Below are 17,680 nucleotides of genomic sequence, written 5' to 3'. Positions count from 1 at the left end.
CGGCGGCGTCAGGAGACTCCGCCGGGCCACACCCAGTTCGTGATCTCCGGCGGGTCCACGCCTTCACGACACGCGTAGGCGTGGGCGTCATCGGCGAGGCCGAGCAGCCGGTCGCGCAGATACCCGATCCGGTCGCCGAGACCCGGTACCCGTTCGAGGGCGGCGAAGGCCAGGTGATAGCGGTCGATACCGTTCATGGCGCACATCTGGAACGGGGTCGTCGTGGTGCCGTTGTCGCGGAAGCCGCGCACATGCATCCGGTCGTGTCCGGGGCGCCGGTAGGTGAGCTGGTGGATCAGCCACGGGTAGCCGTGAAAGGCGAAGATCACCGGGCAGGACGCGGTGAAGATCTGAGCGTAGACGTCGTCACCGATGCCGTGCGGATGCCGGTCGGGCGGGAACAATCGCGCCAGATCGACCACGTTGACCACGCGCACGGCCAGTTCCGGGACCAGTTCACGCAGCAGGGCCGCGGCGGCGAGCGTCTCCTGGGTGGGCACGTCACCCGCGCACGCCAGCACCACATCGGTGTCACCACCGGAATCCGAACTGGCCCACCGCCATACGCCCAACCCCGTGGCACACTGCCACCGTGCCTGTTCGTCGGTCAGGTACTGCAACGCCGGTTGCTTACCGGCCACGACCACATTGACCCGCCCCCGGCTGCGCAGGCAGTGGTCGGTCACGTGCAGCAGGCAATTGGCGTCCGGCGGCAGGTACACCCGCGATACCTCCGGCCGCTTGCTCAGCACGTGATCGATGAATCCGGGATCCTGATGCGAGGCGCCGTTGTGGTCCTGACGCCACACATGTGAGGTGATCAGATAGTTGAGGCTGGGTACCGGCTCGCGCCACGGATAGCCGGCGGCCGTGTGCAGCCACTTGGCGTGCTGGACCACCATCGAATCGACGATGTGCGCGAAGGCTTCGTAGGTGGAGAACAGGCCGTGCCGCCCGGTCAGCAGGTAGCCCTCGAGCCAGCCCTGGCACAGCTGCTCCGACAGCACCTCGAACACCCGCCCGCCCGGGGAGAGCCGATCGTCGTCCGGCCGGCGCTCCGCCTGCCACCGCCGCCCCGTCACCTCCAGCACGGCGTCCAGGCGGTTCGAGATGTGCTCGTCGGGCGAGAAGAACAGCAGGTCATGGGGATTGGCGACGAGGGCGTCCCGCAGATAGCGGCCCAGCACACGGGTGGCCTCGCCGATCGCCACGCCCGGGCGGGCGACCGCCACCACGTGATCCGAGACGTCCGGTAGCCGCAGATCGATCTGGGTGCGGCCGTGCGCCACCGGGTTCGCGCTCATCCGCAGTTCCTCGGGCGGGTTCAGCGCCCGGATCCGCGCCGCCGGGGCGCCGTCCGGCCCGAACAGCCGCTCCGGACGATAGGAACGCAGCCACTGTTCCAGCAGCGCACGATGTTCCGGATTCTCCCGGACTCCTGCCAGCGGCACCTGGTGGGACCGGAAGCTGCCTTCCACCGGCGCCCCGTCGACCTGTGCGGGACCGGTCCAGCCCTTCGGCGTCGACAATACGATCATCGGCCACCGCGGATTGTCCGGGGCGAGGCCGCGGCGGGCGTCGTCCCGGATCTCCGCGATCCGGTCGAACACCTCGTCCAGGACCTGCATGTACCGTCCGTGCACCTCCGCCGGCTCGCTGCCGATCACATGCCGCGGCTCCCAGCCGTGCCCGATCAGCAGCGCGTCGAGGTCCGCACGCGGAATCCGGGCCAGCAGTGCGGGATTGGCGATCTTGTACCCGTTGAGATGCAGGATCGGCAGCACGACGCCATCGGTCGTCCTGTTGAGGAACAGCGGGGCATGCCAGCTCGTCGCCAGCGCACCGGTCTCGGCTTCCCCGTCCCCGATCACACACGCCACCACCAGGTCCGGATTGTCCAGCGCGGCGCCGGTCGCGTGCGCCAGCGAATATCCCAGTTCGCCGCCCTCGTGGATCGACCCGGGCAGATGCGGCGACGCGTGGCTGGGCACTCCGGCGGGAAACGAGAACCGCCGGAACAACTCTCGCATTCCCGCCGCGTCCTGCGCGACCTGCGGATGCCGTTCGCTGTAGCTGCCTTCCAGCCACGCCGCCGCGTTCAGCCCGGCCGCTCCGTGACCGGGCCCGCACACGAACAGCATCGGCTGCCGGCGCCGCGCGATCACCCGGTTCAGATGCGCGTAGGTCAGGGTGATCCCCGGCACGCTGCCCCAATGCCCGATCAAGCGGCGCTTGATGTGGCCCGGCGCCAGCGGCACGCTCAGCAGCGGATTGTCGACCAGATAGATCTGCCCGGCGGCCAGGTAGTTCGCCGCCCGCCACCACGCGTCCAGATCGGCAACCGCCGCGGCCGTATCGGCCGTGGAGCGAGCCAGTACGTCGGTCATCGTGTTCTCTCCTGTCCGCGCGCGACGATCACCGTGCACTCCGCGACGTGCAGCAGCGCCGTGCTGGTCGACCCCAGCACCATGCCCGCGAAGCCCCCGCGGCCGCGGCTGCCGACCACCAGCAGCTGCGCCCGCGCGGACCGTTCGAGCAGCGACCGAACCGGGCTGTCGCACACCACGACCGGCTCGACGTCGACATCGGGATACCGTTCACGCCATCCGGCCACGGTCTCCGTCAGCGCGGCGCTCTCGGCGGACCGGACGTCGTCCCAGCTCACCACCGGTGCATCGGATTCACTGCCACCGCTCCACGCGTGCAGCGCCACCAAGCCGACCTTGCGGCGGGACGCCTCGTCGAACGCCACCGCGAGCGCGGGCGCGCTGTCGAGGGTGCCGTCCACACCTACCAGCACGGGCCCCTCGGCCGACACCGGATCGGGCGGCGACAGGTGGACGACCGCCACCGGACACCTCGCGTGGCGGCTGACCGCCGTGCTCACCGACCCGAGTACGGCACGGCCGATGGCTCCCCGGCCGTGATTGCCCACGACGATCATCCGTACCTGCGCCGACCTGTCGATCAATGTCGGCGTGATCAAGTCGAACGTCAGCTCGGTCGTGACCGCGACGTCGGTATCGGGCACGGCGCGCCGCGCCGCGGCAACCGCCCGCGCGAGCAGCCGCATACCGTCGCCACGCAGCCATGCCCGCTCGTTCTCGGCCAGCACGGTGTTCAGGCCGGGCCGCGGCGCGACGCCGAACGACGTCAGGATGTGCAGCGGGCAGCGATGCAGGGCTGCCTCGGCCGCGGCCCAGGCTACAGCTCGCAACGCCACCTCCGAGTCGTCGACGGCGACGAGGACCGGTGCACTCACCGCGCGACCGGCGGCGCTATCGCCCGTCATGGCGTCTCCTCACCGCGCCGAGTGCGCCACCAGCACAGGGCAATACGCATGTTGCACCAGCGAATTGGAGGTCGAACCCAGCAGCATACCCAGCACGCCGCCCCGGCCGCGGCTCCCGACCACCAGCAGCTGCGCTTGCGTCGACCACTCTTGCAGGTGCACGGCCGGCGCCGCCGGATAAACCTTCCGGAGCACCCGGACCTGCGGGTATTTCTCCTGCCAGCCCGCGAGTCGCTCCGCCAGGATCACCCGCTCGGCATCCTCCAGCGTCGGGTCCGGGAGCAACGGCTCGCTCCGGCCGGCGAAACGGCCGTAATCCCAGTCGCTCCAGGCGTGCACCGCGACGAGGTCGGCGCCGCGTTCGGCCGCCTCCACGAACGCCGCCTCGATCGCCGCCTCCGATACCAGGCTTCCGTCGACACCGACGACCACCGGGCCCGAATCGTGAATCGTATTCTCCGCGTGCGGGTCCGGACGCACCACGGCCACCACACCGGCCGCCCGGGAAACCACCGACAGCAGCGTGGTACCCAGGTGAGCGAATGTCCCCGCGCTCCCGGTCGCGCCCAGTACGACCATGTACGCGTTCGCGCTGTGGTCGATGAGCAGCTGCTTACCCGTATCCGAGGTCATCACGGTCGAGGTCCGCAGGGTCGGCGCGAGTTCCCGTGCCGTCGCCTGCGCGTGCGCCACGACCGAGCGACCGTGCGCGCGCACGGAATCGACAAGCGGCGGCGCCGCCACCTCGGAGACGCCGAGCGCACCCGTCGCGCTCACCAGGTCCATCCCGTGCACGATCTGCAGCGCACGCCCACGCCGCACGGCGAGATCTATCGCCCAGCGCAACGCGACGTCGGACCCTTCCGAACCGTCGACCCCGACGACGACCGGCGCCGAGGCCAGCCGATGCGGATCGTCGTTGTGCTGCTCGATCATCGCTGTCTCCGAATCGTCTCGGCGTTCGCATGCCCGGTGGGACACCCGTGACAACCGTATGAACCGCCCCCGCCGCGCAGATGCGGCCGATCGTCCCGACCGGGCGGGCCCAAAGACCACCTGCCGCCGCCACGATGACTTTCGAAGCCCCCACGTGGACATTCGGCCTCTGTCGAGCCGGACACGTCGGGAGCATCGTTCGGGTAGGTACACCCCTGTTGCCCGGCCTACTCGAAAGGCGCCACCCGTGTACGCACGCGACATACTTCATCGCCCCGTATCGACGGTCCAGCCGAAAACTCCGGTGTCCACGGCGATCTCACTGCTGACCGAGCACGGTTTCGCGGCACTGCCGGTCGTCGACGATGGCGATCACGTCCTCGGCATGTTCAGCGAATCCGACGCACTCTCCGCCCGGCCCGACCAGCGCGCCGCCCTGGTCGAATCCGTGATGACGTCCCCCGTGGAGGTCGTCCATCCCGGCACCGACGTCACCTCGATCACCACCCGCATGCTGACCCACCACCTGCGCTCGATCCCGGTGGTCGAGGCCGGGATACTCGTCGGGATCGTCGCCCGCCGTGATCTGCTCCGGGCGCTGATCCGGGACGACGCCACTCTCGAAGCCGAGATCCGTGCCCTGCTGGACATCTACGCGGGCAGCCGCCGGACGTGGACCGTCGACGTCACCGACGGCCACGCGGTCATCCGCGGCGACTTCGCCGATTCCGCCGAGCGGCACACCGTCTCGGCCTTAGCGCTCACGGTCGACGGCATAGACCACGTCGACATCGACACCGACCGCCCACCGACCGCGGACCGACCGGCGATGTCGGTGGCGGAACGCCTGCGACGCCGAGCGGACGAGGCGATCGGCTAGGGACGGTCCCGGTGCCGCGGATTCAGGGGACTCTCCCCGTCGCCGCGACCGCGCGGCTCGTTCGAGTCGGTCGCCACCATTCTCCGGCGCCCGGTTCCGCCGTAGCGAACAGTTCGGCGCGACGGACGCCGGGCAGAATCCGGTAGGCGATCGACTCCGGCACGGACACCAGAGCGAGGACTCCCCACAGGGTGCGTGCATAGGTCTCGGCCGATGCCGGATCACCCCACTCGTACAGGCCGCGATACCGGCCCCGCTGGTCGTGTGCGAGCCACAGTTTGGAGATCAGTCCCGGAAATCCCGCGAACAGAACGGTGTTCAGCAGGCTCTCCCGCCGGAACAGCGCATGCCCCCGGCCGCGCACCGCACGCAGCTCGAATTCGACCACGAGCACGCACGGGTCACGGTGTTGCGGATGGTCGAGGACGGTTTCGCGAAAAACGCGCGAGGACGTCCCGTCCGCGAAGCCGATCTCCATCCCCCGATTGGTAACCGGGAGATGGATGCGCCGCCGCGCGAGCAATCCGAGCGTCCGGCACACACAGCAGGCCATGGCCCATACGGTCCGTCCGAACGAGTGTGGTTGCTGGATCTGAGAATTCATCGTTCACCTCCGTCGCGCCGGTTCGGCGCCGCGTCGACCCGAAACACCGGGTAGTCGGCAGCGATCCGTTCGAATGCCGACGTGGGCGCATCGAGTCCGATCGGGATGTGTGGCCGCGCGCCGGGAGCGACGCGGACATAGTGCCAGAGCACCGGTGCGCGCAGCTCCGGCTCCAGTTCCGCGAGCCGCACCTGCTCGCGGCGCCCGTGCCGGAGCACCGCGACGCCGTCGGCCGCGCGCAGGTTGCGCACCCAGTTCGTCTTGTCGCCCAGCATGGACACCACGTACCGCCGACCCTCGAACTCGGTCAGCACCACCGGCAGCCAGATCACGCGCCCGCTGCGGCGGCCACGGATACCCAGCGCGGCCACCCGCCGGGGCATCACGCCGAGCGCGAAGACACCCGCGGGCAGCCGATTCTGCACTCTCGCACACAGATTCGGCCGCCCGCCGCGGTACAGCCGGCGTAGGTAGTCGCCGTACCACCGCATGATGTCCTTCCTGACTCCGTTCGTCCTACCGGTCGGCGCTCGCGCCGCGCTCGACCGTCCCCGGAGTCGCCGGCACCGTCGTGCCGGTCAGTTCGCGATACAACTCCCGGATGCGCGACGGCAGCCCCACGCCGGTGCCGGGCGTGGTGAGCGCGGCGGTCGCCGCGGCCATTCCGAGTCGGACCGAATCGTCGAGTTCCAAGCCGCGCGCAAGGCCGACCGCGAGGCCCCCGACCATCGCGTCGCCCGCGCCGATACCGCTGCGCACGGGTACCGCCATCGGCGCGTACCACCGGTGTCCGGCCGCGGTGACCGACAGCGCTCCCGCCGATCCCAGCGAGACGACGACGATTCGCGTGACACCGCCCGTGATCAGTTCCCGCGCGGCCGCCACCTGCTCGGCCCGACAGGTCAGCGGGCGGCCGGCTCGGTCCGCGAGTTCCCGCAGACTCGGCTTGAGCAGGAACACGCCGTCGCGCACCGCACGCAGCGCCGGCCCCGAGGTATCCACGATCAACGGAACCCCCAGTGCCCCCGCAAGTTCGGAGACCCGCTGGTAGTAGTCCACCGGAACGCCCGGCGGCAGGCTTCCGCTGGCGACGAGGTATCGCGCGCCGCACGCCACCTGCTCGACCGTCGCCAGGCAGCGGTGTTGTTCGGCCGGCGTCAGCCGGGGTCCGGGAAAAACGAAGCGGTATTGGCTGCCGGTACCGGTATCGGTGACCGACAAGCTCTCGCGAGTCGGCTCCCCCGCCGGAACGGCCCGCGCCGGCACCCCTGTTTCTCGCACCAGGTCGGTGAGGAATCGCCCGGTATACCCGCCGGCCGGGAAGATCGCGATCGCGGGTTCGCCGAGCGCCGCGGCCGTGCGGGCGACATTGATGCCGCCGCCACCGGGATCGTATCGCGGTGTGGCGCATCGCATCTTGTCGATCGGGCCGATCGCACCGGTGGCGGAGGCGATGTCGATCGCAGGGTTCATCGTGAGCGTGACTATCGACATCGCCGCACCTCCTGGCATCGCACCGATCTCCCGGCTATTCGCCGGAGGTGACCTCGACCTTCTTGACCTCCGTCTTGGGTTCGCTCAGTGGCACCGTGACCGTGAGGATGCCTTGGGCGTAGGCGGCCTCGATGCCCTCTTCCTGCGCGCTGGCCGGCAGGGTCACGGTGCGCGTGAACGAGCCGTAACTGAACTCCGAGCGGCCCTTCTCCTCGTGCTTTTCGCTGCGCTCCGCCCGGATGGTGAGCTGGCCGTTGTGCACCGACACCTCCAGATCCTTCGCGGGATCGATACCGGGGATCTCGGCGCGCACCACATAGCGGCCGTCGTCGACGGTGTCCTCCACACGCAGCAGACGGCCGCCGAACACCGGCATCATCCCGGGCGGGAACGAGTTCCACAGATCGGCGAATTCCGACAGCAGCGAACCCGGACGATGAGCGGGAAGCAGACTCATGATCACTCCTCGGTGAGGCTGATGTATTCCGACACAGCCGATTTCACGTTCGCGCCGGTCCAGCGAGTAGGGCACCCGGTAGTCCCCTCCGGTGACCGAAGTCCCGTGGCACCGCCAACAGGGACCTTCGGCTCTGTGGCCTGCGTGTGCGGGCCGGTCATGGTGTACCGGTGCAGACGAACGCGGAATCGGCCGCCGCATGGCGACGGGCCCGGATCCGGGTGCACGGCACGGTACAGGGGGTGGGGTTCCGGCCCTTCGTGTACCGGCTGGCGACCGGCCTGGGTCTGTCCGGCGATGTGCGCAATGCGGGCGCGGCGGTCGACATCCGGGTACAGGGAGTCGCGCCGGCGGTCGAGGATTTCACCGCCCGGCTGCGGGATTGCGCACCCGCGGCGGCCCGGATCGACCGTCTCGAGATCTCCGCGCTGCCCGGTGGCAGCGAGCTGACGGAGGGATTCGCGGTCGCCGGAAGCATCGCCACCGCGCGGGCGACACCGCGGATCCCGGCCGATCTCGCGACCTGCGCGACCTGTCTCACGGAATTGTTCGATCCGGCCGACCGCCGCTACCGCTACCCGTTCGTGAACTGCACCGCCTGCGGACCGCGGGCTACGGTCATCGACGCCTTGCCCTACGACCGGCAGCGCACGACCATGAGCGGCTTCCGGATGTGCACGGCGTGCGCGGCGGAATACCACGATCCCGCCGACCGCCGTTTCCACGCCGAGCCGATCTGCTGCCCGGCCTGCGGCCCACGGCTGGCGTGGCAGCACGGCGGCGGGACCTCCGGTGTCGTGGGTGAGCAGGCGTTGGCGGAGGCTGCCGCGGTCATCGCGGCGGGCGGCATCGTCGCGGTCAAAGGGATCGGCGGTTATCACCTGGTGTGCGACGCGGCGAACGACGAGACCCTCGCCCGGCTGCGGAAATTCAAGCCACGTCCCGCCAAACCCCTCGCCGTGATGGCCGCCGACCTGGCGATCGCACGGACGATCGCAACGGTCGACGCGGCCGCCGCGGAGCTACTCGGTTCGCCGGCCGCGCCGATCGTCCTGCTCCCCCGGCGGGCCGACGCGCCGCTCGCGCCCGGTGTCGCACCCGGATCCGCGGAGATCGGTGTCTTCCTGCCCTACAGCCCGCTGCACCATCTCCTGCTGGCGCAACTGCGGCGGCCACTGATAGTCACCAGCGGAAACCGAAGCGGTTCGCCCACCCTCGTCGACGACGCGGCCGCACGCGACCTGGCGCCGGCGATCGCGGACGGAATCCTGCTGCACGACAGACCTATTCGCGGCCGCTACGACGACTCGGTGGTCCGGATCGTGGGCGGCCGCACCACCGTGCTGCGCCGTGCGCGCGGCTACGCCCCGGGTGCTCTCCCGCTCCCGATCGCCGCGCCGGCGCCGATCCTCGCCGTCGGCGCACAGCTCAAGCACACCTGCGCGCTCGCCGCCGCCGACCTGGCGGTACTCGGCCCGCACACGGGCGACCTCGAGGACGCGGAGACCTACGGAGCCCTCGACCATACCGTCCGGTCCCTGTCCCGGTTGACCGCGACGAAACCGGAAATCGTTGCGCACGACCGTCATCCGGGATACCTGTCCACACAGTACGCACTGCTCGGCTGGGCGAAGGAGCGGCGGGTAGCGGTCCAGCATCACCACGCCCATGTCGCCGCGACCGCCGCCGAACACGGCATCACCGACAGCTTCGTCGGCGTCGCACTCGACGGGCTGGGCCTGGGCGACGACGGAACGCTCTGGGGCGGCGAGGTGCTACTGGCCGACCTGACCGGGTATCGCCGTGTCGGCCGGTTCGGCACCGCACCACTGCCCGGTGGCTCGGCCGCGGTGCGCCGGCCGGCCCGCATGGCGCTCGGCTACCTGTTCGGCGCGGAGCAGTTCGGTCATCCGATTCCGGCGGGGGCCGCCCGGGGCCTGCTCGCCCGCCTCGACGGGCGAGAGGTCGCGGTGATCCGCCGCATGATCGAGCGAGACCTGAACTGCCCGCGCGCCTCGAGTGCGGGCCGGTTGTTCGACGCGATGGCGGCACTGCTCGGCGTCTGCGACGACAACACCTACGAGGGCGAGGCCGCGGTGCGGCTGGAAGCCGCCGCGCTCGGGCATCCCGGCACGCCGCCGCTGCGGTGGGCGCTGCGTCATCGCGACGGGCTGCAGGTGTACGACCCGAGCCCGACACTGCACCACGCGCTCGCCCTCGCACCGCACCTCCCCGTCGGTGAGATCGCGGCACGTTTCCACCGCACCGTGGCGACGGTCGTCGTCGCCATGGCCGCCCACGCCGCCGCGAATGCGAGCACCGGCGTGGTCTGCCTCGGCGGCGGGGTCTTCCAGAACGCCAGGCTCACCGCGGCCGTCCTCGACGGCATGGCCCGTTCGGGCCTCGACTGCTATGTCGGAGAACATGTTCCGATGAACGACGGGGGAATCAGCTACGGCCAAGCGGCGATCGCGGCCGCCCGCACCGGAGGTACGTAGGATGTGCCTCGGGGTCCCCGGCCGGATCGTCGCCAGCGCCGACGACGGGGTATTGCGCATGGGGACAGTCGATTTCGACGGCGTCCGGCGCACGGTATGCCTGGCCTACGTGCCCGACGCGGAGATCGACGATTACGTCATCGTCCACGTCGGATTCGCCATCAGCCGGGTCGACGAGGCCGAGGCCGCCGAAACGCTCGCCGTGCTCCGGGCGATTCCCGATGCGCTCGTCACCGAACTCGGCCCGGACCTGCCGAATCGCGCGGAGGCACCGTGAAGTATCTCGACGAATACCGCGATCCCGTACTCGCACGCCGCCTGCTCGCGGAACTGCGAGCCACCGCGACCCGGCCGTGGGCGATCATGGAAGTCTGTGGCGGACAGACACATACGCTGGTCCGGCAGGGCATCGACGAACTGCTGCCGGCCGGAATCCGGATGATCCACGGCCCCGGCTGCCCGGTGTGCGTCACGCCGCTCGAGATGATCGACCGAGCCGTCGAGATCGCCGCCCGGCCGGAGGTCGTGTTCACCAGTTACGGTGACATGCTGCGGGTTCCGGGCAGCCGCGGCGATCTGCTCGGCGTCAAGGCACGCGGCGGCGATGTCCGGGTGGTCTACTCGCCGCTCGACGCGGTCGCCGTCGCACGCGACAATCCGGACCGCGAGGTCGTGTTCTTCGCCGTCGGATTCGAGACCACCGCGCCCGCCAACGCCATGGCGGTGCTGCACGCCGCCAGGACGGGCGTCGGCAACTTCAGCGTCCTGGTCAGCCACGTCCTGGTCCCGCCCGCGATGACCGCCGTCCTGGACGCTCCGGGCAATCGAGTCCAGGGGTTCCTCGCCGCCGGGCACGTCTGCGCGGTGATGGGCTGGGCCGAATACGAGCCGATCGCCGCGCGATACCGGGTGCCGATCGTGGTGACCGGATTCGAACCGCTCGATCTGCTCGAAGGCATCCTGATGACGGTACGGCAACTCGAATCCGGTCGCGCGGCGGTCGAGAACCAGTACGCGCGAGCGGTGCGCCGCTCGGGCAATACCGCTGCGCGGGAGGCGATTCGGCGAGTCTTCCGCGTCGGTGACCGGAATTGGCGCGGCATCGGGACCATCCCCGCGAGCGGCCTGTGCCTGGCCCCCGAATTCGCCGCTCACGACGCGCAACGACGGTTCGGGACTAGCGCCGATGGCTCCGTGGAGACCACCGAGTGCATCGCCGGCGCCATCCTGCGCGGCACCGCCGAACCCACCGACTGCCCCGCCTACGGCGCCCGCTGCACACCGCGCACTCCCCTCGGTGCGCCGATGGTGTCGGCCGAGGGCACCTGCGCGGCCTACTACACCGCGGGCCGTCGCCGACTGCCGCTGGAGGGAGCGCGATGACGACCATCGATCCGGAGCGCACCGGTTGCCCGCTGCCCCGGGCGGACACCGAGCGGGTGCTGCTGGGCCACGGTTCCGGCGGCCAGCTGACGGCCGAACTCATCGACCGGGTGATCCTCGCCGAACTCGGCGGCGGCGAACCACTCGAGGACGCCGCGATACTCGAAACCCCTGGTACCCCACTGGTTTTCAGCACCGACAGCTTCGTGGTCACCCCGCGCTTCTTCCCCGGCGGCGACATCGGCGCCCTGGCCGTGCACGGCACCGTCAACGACCTGGCCATGCGCGGCGCCCGCCCGATCGCGCTCGCGCTGGCCTATGTCCTGGAGGAGGGATTGCCGGTGGCAGAGCTGCGGGCGGTCACCGCCTCGGTCGCCGCCTCGGCCACCGCGTGCGGGATCCGGGTGGTCACGGGCGATACGAAGGTGGTCGGGCGGGGCGCGGCCGACGGCATGTACATCACCACCACCGGCATCGGCGCGCTCCTGCCGGGTGCGGCTCCCTCCGCCGCGCGTGGCAGGCCCGGCGACGCCGTCCTCGTCTCCGGACCCGTCGGCGCGCACGGCACCGCCGTTCTCTGCGCCCGCGGCGATCTGGGCTTCGAGGCCGACATCCATTCCGACACACAGCCGTTGCACGAGCTCACCGCCGCCATGGTCGCCGCCTGTGGACCGGACATCCACGCTTTGCGTGATCCCACGCGCGGCGGGTTGGCAGGCGCCCTCAACGAACTCGCCACCGCCTCCGGCATCGGAATCCATCTCGAGGAATCGGCCGTACCGGTTCCGGGACCGGTCGCCTCGGCGTGCGATCTGCTGGGCCTCGATCCGCTGCACGTCGCCAACGAGGGCTGCCTGGTCGCCCTCGTCGCCGCCGAGTCCGCCGACGCCGCGCTGACCGCCGTGCGCTCGGTGTCCGCGGGCGCTCGTGCGCGCCTGATCGGCCACGCCACCGACGGCCCGGCGGGCCGCGTCGTCGCCCGCACCCCGCTCGGCGCCAGCCGCGTCGTGGACATGCTCGTCGGCGAACAACTCCCGCGAATCTGCTGATCGCACCGCACTCGAGGGGACCTTCGCCCCTCGCGGCGGTCTCCGCGGCCGAGCAGACTCGGAACCGAATCTTGTTCCCGGACACGAATCGAGTTTCCGATGATGTCTGGCGATACGGTGACGATCGACCGAGCGGGCCTGGACCGCTTGATCGAGGTCCTGCGCTCTCAGGGGTATCGCGTGATCGGACCGCAGGTGCGGGACGGCGCCATCGTCCTGGACGAACTGGAGTCGGGTTCGGCGCTGCCGGCGGGGTGGGGCGTGGAGGTCTCCCCCGGGCGGTACCGGCTGCGCGAACGCGGCGACAACGCCGTCTTCGCGCATTCCGCGGGCCCCGGGTCGTGGAAACAATTCCTCCATCCGCCCCGCCGGAAGATCGCGGACATCGACGCGGACCTCGATCCCGTCGCCGCCGACGAGGCACCGGTGCGGTCGGCGTTCCTCGGTGTCCGCGGCTGCGACCTCGCCTCGATCGCCGTACTCGGCCGAGTGCTCGGCGACGGTGACTACCCCGATTCGTCGTTCGCGCGGCGCCGGGCCGGTCTGTTCGTCGTGGCGGTCAATTGCACCGAGCCCGGCGGGACGTGCTTCTGCGCGTCCATGGGCACGGGCCCCGGTGTCGCGGCCGGTTTCGACCTCGCGCTGACCGAGCGAATCGACGACGCGGGGCACCGCTTCCTCGTCGACATCGGCTCCGCGACCGGGGCCCGAATGATGACCGAACTCGATGTGCGGCAAGCGGATCCGTCGGAGATCACCGGTGCGCGCGACGCGGTGACGGCGGCGCAGGAGCACATGGGCCGGACCATGCCCGGCGTCGACGTCCGCGCGCTGCTGCGCGACTCGCGAGAGTCGCCGCACTGGCAGGAGGTCGCGAGCCGCTGCCTCACCTGCGCCAACTGCACCATGGTCTGTCCCACCTGCTTCTGCACGACCACCGAGGACGTCACCGACCTCACCGGCGACCATGCCGAACGGTGGGAGCACTGGGCATCCTGTTTCGAGCTGGACTTCTCCTACCTGCACGGCGGCAGCGTGCGACAGTCGGGGTCGAGCCGGTATCGGCAGTGGCTCACGCACAAGCTGAGCACCTGGCACGACCAGTTCGGCAGCTCCGGGTGCGTGGGGTGCGGGCGATGCATCGCCTGGTGCCCGGCGGGCATCGACCTCACCGCCGAGGTCGGCAGGCTCGCGGAACTCGCCAGGGAGCCGGGCGATGACCACCGCTGAGGAACTGACCGAATTCGCGCACCTGGCCACGCTCGACGACGCCGAACTCGCCACCCTGGCCGCCGCGGGTCACGACGTGTCGTACCCGCCCGGTCACCGGTTGATCGTCGAAGGCGAGGCGGCGGACCGGTGCTGGCTGATCCGCGACGGGCACGTCCTGCTCGACGCCCACGTCCCGGGCCGCGGCGATCTCACCGTGCAGACCCTCGGCCGCGGCGACCTGCTGGGCTGGTCGTGGCTGGTGCCGCCGTACCGCTGGCGTTTCGGCGCCCGGACGCTCGACGCGGTGCGCGCCATCGAATTCGACTCCGCCGCACTGGCCACGTTCGCCGACGCCGACCCGATGTTCGGCCGGGCACTGGCCACGATGCTGTTCGAGGCCGTCCTGGAGCGCCTGCAGGCCACCCGCGCCCGGCTGCTGGATCTCTACCGCAACCCCGCCGACCCCCGCAGCGGCCCGCCTCGTTCCGGTGCAGGCCGATGACCGTGGCGGCCGGTCCCCGCACCGGCGTACTCGACGACACGATGCTGCCCTACCGAGTCGTCGCCCGGCGATGCGAGACTCGCGATACGACGACCCTGCTCCTGGAGCCGATTCACGCTGCGGCACAACGGTTTCGCGCCGGGCAGTTCATGATGCTCTACAGTTTCGGCGTCGGCGAGATCGCGATCTCGATCAGTGGTGATCCGTCCGCGGCCGGTCCGCTCGAACACACCATCCGCGGGGTCGGCGCGGTCAGCACGGCACTGAGGGACACGCCTGTCGGCGGACGCGTCGGCGTCCGCGGCCCGTTCGGCACCGGCTGGGAACCGGAGACGGCGGTCGGCCGCGACCTCGTCATCGTGGGCGGCGGCGTGGGCGTGGCGCCCCTGCGGCCCCTGGTCCTCGCCGCGCTGCGGGACCGCGGACAGTACCGGCGCGTGGTCCTGATCACCGGAGCGCGGACACCCTCGGACATCCTGTTCCCCGACGACCAGAACCGCTGGGCCGCATCCGGTCTCCTCGAAGTCCACCGGACCGTCGACCACCCGGAACCGGACTGGCACGGCCAGGTCGGATTCGTCACCGAACCACTGGCACGCCTGCGGCTCGATCCCGCCCGCACCACCGCGTTCCTCTGCGGACCGGAACCGATGATGCGGTTCTGCGCCCGCACCCTGCGCCGGCACGGGGTCGCCGCCACCGATATCCGGATCTCCCTGGAACGCGACATGCGATGCGGCGCGGCGCGCTGCGGCCACTGCCAGCTGGGACCTCTGCTGGTGTGCCGCGACGGCCCGGTCGTCGACTACGCCACCGCCGAACCGCTGCTGGCCGTCCGGGAGCTGTGATGGACACACCGACACTCGCGGTCTGGAAATTCACCTCCTGCGACGGCTGCCAGCTCACTCTCCTCGACTGTGAGGACGACCTGCTCCCACTCGCCGGGCGCGTGCGCATCACGCACTTCCTCGAAGCCTCCAGCGCTGTCGAACCCGGGCCGTACGACGTCTCGCTGGTGGAGGGATCGATCACGACGCCGGACGATCTCCGCCGCATCACCGAAATCCGGGAGCAGTCACGGGTTCTCGTCGCGATCGGCGCCTGCGCCACCCATGGCGGAATCCAGGCGCTGCGCAACTTCGCCGACATCGACGAATTCGCCTCACTCGTCTACGCCAGCCCACAGCACATCGCGACGCTGTCCACCTCCACGCCGATCTCGGCGCACGTGCCGGTCGACGTCGAACTCCGCGGCTGCCCCATCGACCGGCGGCAACTGCTCGATACCCTCGAGGCCCTTCTGGCCGGGCGGGCCCCGGATCTCCCCGACACCAGCGTCTGCACCGAGTGCAAGCGCCGCGGCACCACGTGTGTGACTGTCGCGCACGGCATTCCGTGCCTGGGGCCGGTCACTCACGCCGGTTGCGGCGCGCTCTGCCCGGCCTACCGGCGCGGATGCTTCGGCTGTTTCGGTCCGATGAAGGCCCCGAACGTCCGTGCGCTGCTTCCGATCCTGAGCGTCAACGGCATGACGCCCACCGATATAGACCGCGTTTTCACCACATTCGCCGCCGCCGCACCGGAATTCGCCGAAAGGGACGCGAATGAGCCATCGCAGTAGGCAATTGCGTGTCAGCTCGCTGGCGCGAGTCGAGGGCGAGGGAGCGCTGCGCATTGTCGTCACCGACGGTGTCGTCGAGCGGGCCGAACTGAACATCTACGAGCCGCCCCGGTTCTTCGAGGCGTTCCTGCGCGGCCGCTCTTACACCGAGCCACCCGACATCACTGCGCGCATCTGCGGAATCTGCCCCGTCGCGTATCAGACCAGCGCCTGCAACGCGCTCGAGCAGCTGTGCGGGGTGGAGCTGGACCCGCCGCTCGCCGCGCTGCGGCGGCTGCTGTACTGCGGGGAGTGGATCTCGAGTCATGCCTTGCACATTCACCTGCTGCACCTGCCCGACTTCCTCGGCTATCCCGACGCCGTCGCCCTCGCCGCCGACCACCGCGATCTCGTCGAGGCGGGACTGACGATCAAGAAGGCCGGGAACGCGCTGCTCGAGCTCGTCGGCGGCAGGCCGATCCACCCCGTCAATGTGCGCGTCGGCGGCTTCTACTCCGTCCCTTCCCCCGCCGATCTCGCCCCCGTCGCCGAACAACTCCGGCGGGCCCTGGATTGCGCCATCGGGACCGCACGCCGGGCCGCCCTCCTCGATTTCCCCGATCTGGAACTGGACCACCAGCTGCTGGCGGCCGCGGGTCCCGACGGCTACGCGATCGAGACCGGCGATATCCACACCAGCGGCGGACTCGCCTTTCCCGCAACCGAATTCGCACAGCACGTCATCGAACACCAGGTGCCGCACTCCACGGCGCTGCACGCGACCCTCGACGGCGGCCGCTATCTCACCGGACCGCTCGCCCGGTACACACTCGGCTCCCACCGGCTCTCACCGCTGGCCCGGCAGGTCGCCGGCGAGATCGGCCTCGGCGCGGAATGCCGGAATCCCTTCCGCAGCATCCTGGTTCGCGCCACCGAGATCGTCTACGCGATCGACGAAGCCCTGCGGTTTATCGGCGCCTACGACACACCGTCCCGGCCCGCCGTTCTCACCGAGCCACGAGCCGGCGTCGGCCACGGAGTCAGCGAGGCACCACGCGGACTGCTGTACCACCGCTACGAAACCGACGCCGACGGAACCATTCTCGCCGCCACCATCATTCCGCCGACCTCGCAGAATCAGGCCGTGGTCGAAGACGATCTGCGCCGCGTCGTCGCCGCGAATCTCGATCTCGACGACGCCGCCCTGACGTCCCTGTGCGAGCGCACCATCCGTAACCACGACCCCTGTATCTCCTGCTCCGCCCATTTCCTCGAGATCGACCTGGTCCGCCGATGAGCGCGCTCCGCGCGGTCGTCATCGGCGTGGGGAACTCGTACCGCCGTGACGACGGTATCGGGCCGGATGTGGCCTCCCGCATCGAACGACTGTGTCTGCCCGGCGTTCTCGCCACGGTCTGTGACGGGGAGCCCACCGGTCTGCTGGACGCGTGGGCGGGCGCCGACCTCGCGATCGTCATCGATGCCGTCCTCTGCGAACCGTCCACCCCGGGCCGCATCTGGCGCACCACCGTCGACGCCCTCCGCGGCGTCACCACCGCGACCAGCTCCCACGCCCTCGGCATCCCCGACGCCGTCCCGCTCGGCCGCGCGCTCGGCCGTCTTCCCCACGAACTCGTCGTCATCGCCGTCGAGGCGGCCCGCCTCGACCTCGGCGCGGGCTTGTCGGCTCCCGTCGCGGCCGCCGTGCCACGCGCCGTCGACGCGGTCCGCGCGGAACTCGCGCGCGCTGGCGTCGAGGCCACGCCCTAGCCA

Annotated in this window: 18 protein-coding genes; 11 read left to right on the top strand and 7 right to left on the bottom strand. The window is 70.5% G+C overall.

What is annotated here, in order from left to right:
- Positions 1–8 precede the first annotated feature (8 nt).
- Genes ON41_RS37500 through ON41_RS37490 form a run of 3 tightly spaced genes read right to left on the bottom strand, consistent with a single transcriptional unit; the run spans position 9 to position 4,228 of the window.
- Positions 9–2,387 carry a phosphoketolase family protein gene (locus ON41_RS37500; protein ID WP_051163423.1) on the bottom strand — a complete coding sequence of 793 codons (2,379 nt, stop codon included), beginning with the start codon at positions 2,385–2,387 and terminating at the stop codon, positions 9–11.
- Positions 2,384–3,292, bottom strand: coding sequence for a universal stress protein (locus ON41_RS37495; protein ID WP_051163421.1), 909 nt, complete (start codon positions 3,290–3,292; stop codon positions 2,384–2,386). The genes ON41_RS37500 and ON41_RS37495 overlap by 4 nt, the downstream gene beginning before the upstream one ends.
- 9 nt (positions 3,293–3,301) lie before the next feature.
- Positions 3,302–4,228: a universal stress protein gene (locus ON41_RS37490; RefSeq protein WP_040754132.1), complete on the bottom strand. Its 927-nt coding sequence runs from the start codon at positions 4,226–4,228 to the stop codon at positions 3,302–3,304.
- A 247-nt stretch (positions 4,229–4,475) separates the two neighbouring features.
- Here ON41_RS37490 and ON41_RS37485 point away from each other — a divergent pair, with 247 nt between their 5' ends.
- Positions 4,476–5,108, top strand: coding sequence for a CBS domain-containing protein (locus tag ON41_RS37485; protein WP_083905918.1), 633 nt, complete (start codon positions 4,476–4,478; stop codon positions 5,106–5,108).
- 22 nt (positions 5,109–5,130) lie between these two features.
- On the opposite strand, the gene ON41_RS37480 is transcribed toward ON41_RS37485, so the two are convergent.
- The 4 genes from ON41_RS37480 to ON41_RS37465 are packed head-to-tail and all read right to left on the bottom strand — an operon-like array spanning position 5,131 to position 7,663.
- Positions 5,131–5,712, bottom strand: coding sequence for a hypothetical protein (locus ON41_RS37480; protein ID WP_174411400.1), 582 nt, complete (start codon positions 5,710–5,712; stop codon positions 5,131–5,133).
- The gene (locus tag ON41_RS37475; protein WP_040754130.1) at positions 5,709–6,203 is read right to left on the bottom strand and encodes a nitroreductase/quinone reductase family protein; all 495 of its coding nucleotides are present in this window, start codon (positions 6,201–6,203) and stop codon (positions 5,709–5,711) included. The genes ON41_RS37480 and ON41_RS37475 overlap by 4 nt, the downstream gene beginning before the upstream one ends.
- Before the next feature lie 25 nt (positions 6,204–6,228).
- Complete coding sequence (locus ON41_RS37470) at positions 6,229–7,206, bottom strand: 1-phosphofructokinase family hexose kinase (protein WP_063710016.1); 978 nt, start codon at positions 7,204–7,206, stop codon at positions 6,229–6,231.
- A gap of 34 nt (positions 7,207–7,240) precedes the next feature.
- A complete protein-coding gene (locus ON41_RS37465; protein ID WP_040754405.1) occupies positions 7,241–7,663 on the bottom strand; it encodes an Hsp20/alpha crystallin family protein in 423 nt (140 codons plus the stop codon).
- 170 nt (positions 7,664–7,833) lie between these two features.
- Between ON41_RS37465 and hypF the strand changes: the two genes are divergently transcribed.
- The 10 genes from hypF (at position 7,834) to ON41_RS37415 (ending at position 17,677) form a co-directional block, all read left to right on the top strand.
- Positions 7,834–10,161 (top strand): carbamoyltransferase HypF, encoded by a 2,328-nt coding sequence (gene hypF / locus ON41_RS37460; RefSeq protein WP_051163415.1) that lies wholly within the window; start codon positions 7,834–7,836, stop codon positions 10,159–10,161.
- A gap of 1 nt (position 10,162) precedes the next feature.
- Entirely contained in the window at positions 10,163–10,438 is a 276-nt protein-coding gene (locus ON41_RS37455; protein ID WP_040754129.1) for a HypC/HybG/HupF family hydrogenase formation chaperone, read from the top strand.
- Complete coding sequence (gene hypD / locus ON41_RS37450) at positions 10,435–11,544, top strand: hydrogenase formation protein HypD (RefSeq protein ID WP_040754127.1); 1,110 nt, start codon at positions 10,435–10,437, stop codon at positions 11,542–11,544. Before ON41_RS37455 ends, hypD begins: the two co-directional genes overlap by 4 nt.
- Complete coding sequence (gene hypE, locus ON41_RS37445; protein ID WP_040754126.1) at positions 11,541–12,593, top strand: hydrogenase expression/formation protein HypE; 1,053 nt, start codon at positions 11,541–11,543, stop codon at positions 12,591–12,593. Before hypD ends, hypE begins: the two co-directional genes overlap by 4 nt.
- 99 nt (positions 12,594–12,692) lie before the next feature.
- Positions 12,693–13,823: a 4Fe-4S dicluster domain-containing protein gene (locus tag ON41_RS37440; protein WP_040754125.1), complete on the top strand. Its 1,131-nt coding sequence runs from the start codon at positions 12,693–12,695 to the stop codon at positions 13,821–13,823.
- Positions 13,810–14,307 carry a Crp/Fnr family transcriptional regulator gene (locus tag ON41_RS37435; RefSeq protein ID WP_063710015.1) on the top strand — a complete coding sequence of 166 codons (498 nt, stop codon included), beginning with the start codon at positions 13,810–13,812 and terminating at the stop codon, positions 14,305–14,307. The genes ON41_RS37440 and ON41_RS37435 overlap by 14 nt, the downstream gene beginning before the upstream one ends.
- Positions 14,304–15,155 carry an FAD/NAD(P)-binding protein gene (locus ON41_RS37430; RefSeq protein WP_040754124.1) on the top strand — a complete coding sequence of 284 codons (852 nt, stop codon included), beginning with the start codon at positions 14,304–14,306 and terminating at the stop codon, positions 15,153–15,155. Before ON41_RS37435 ends, ON41_RS37430 begins: the two co-directional genes overlap by 4 nt.
- A complete protein-coding gene (locus ON41_RS37425; protein ID WP_040754123.1) occupies positions 15,155–15,928 on the top strand; it encodes an NADH-quinone oxidoreductase subunit B family protein in 774 nt (257 codons plus the stop codon). The genes ON41_RS37430 and ON41_RS37425 overlap by 1 nt, the downstream gene beginning before the upstream one ends.
- Positions 15,912–17,204, top strand: a complete 1,293-nt coding sequence (locus ON41_RS37420; RefSeq protein WP_040754122.1) for a Ni/Fe hydrogenase subunit alpha — start codon at positions 15,912–15,914, stop codon at positions 17,202–17,204. The genes ON41_RS37425 and ON41_RS37420 overlap by 17 nt, the downstream gene beginning before the upstream one ends.
- The gene (locus ON41_RS37415) at positions 17,201–17,677 is read left to right on the top strand and encodes a hydrogenase maturation protease (RefSeq protein ID WP_040754120.1); all 477 of its coding nucleotides are present in this window, start codon (positions 17,201–17,203) and stop codon (positions 17,675–17,677) included. The genes ON41_RS37420 and ON41_RS37415 overlap by 4 nt, the downstream gene beginning before the upstream one ends.
- The last annotated feature ends 3 nt before the right edge of the window (positions 17,678–17,680 follow it).

This window comes from Nocardia transvalensis NBRC 15921 (assembly GCF_000308875.1).
GTDB classification, from domain to species: Bacteria; Actinomycetota; Actinomycetes; order Mycobacteriales; family Mycobacteriaceae; genus Nocardia; species Nocardia transvalensis.
Note: the sequence above shows the minus strand (reverse complement) of the source record. Positions and strands in the feature narration are given on the sequence as shown.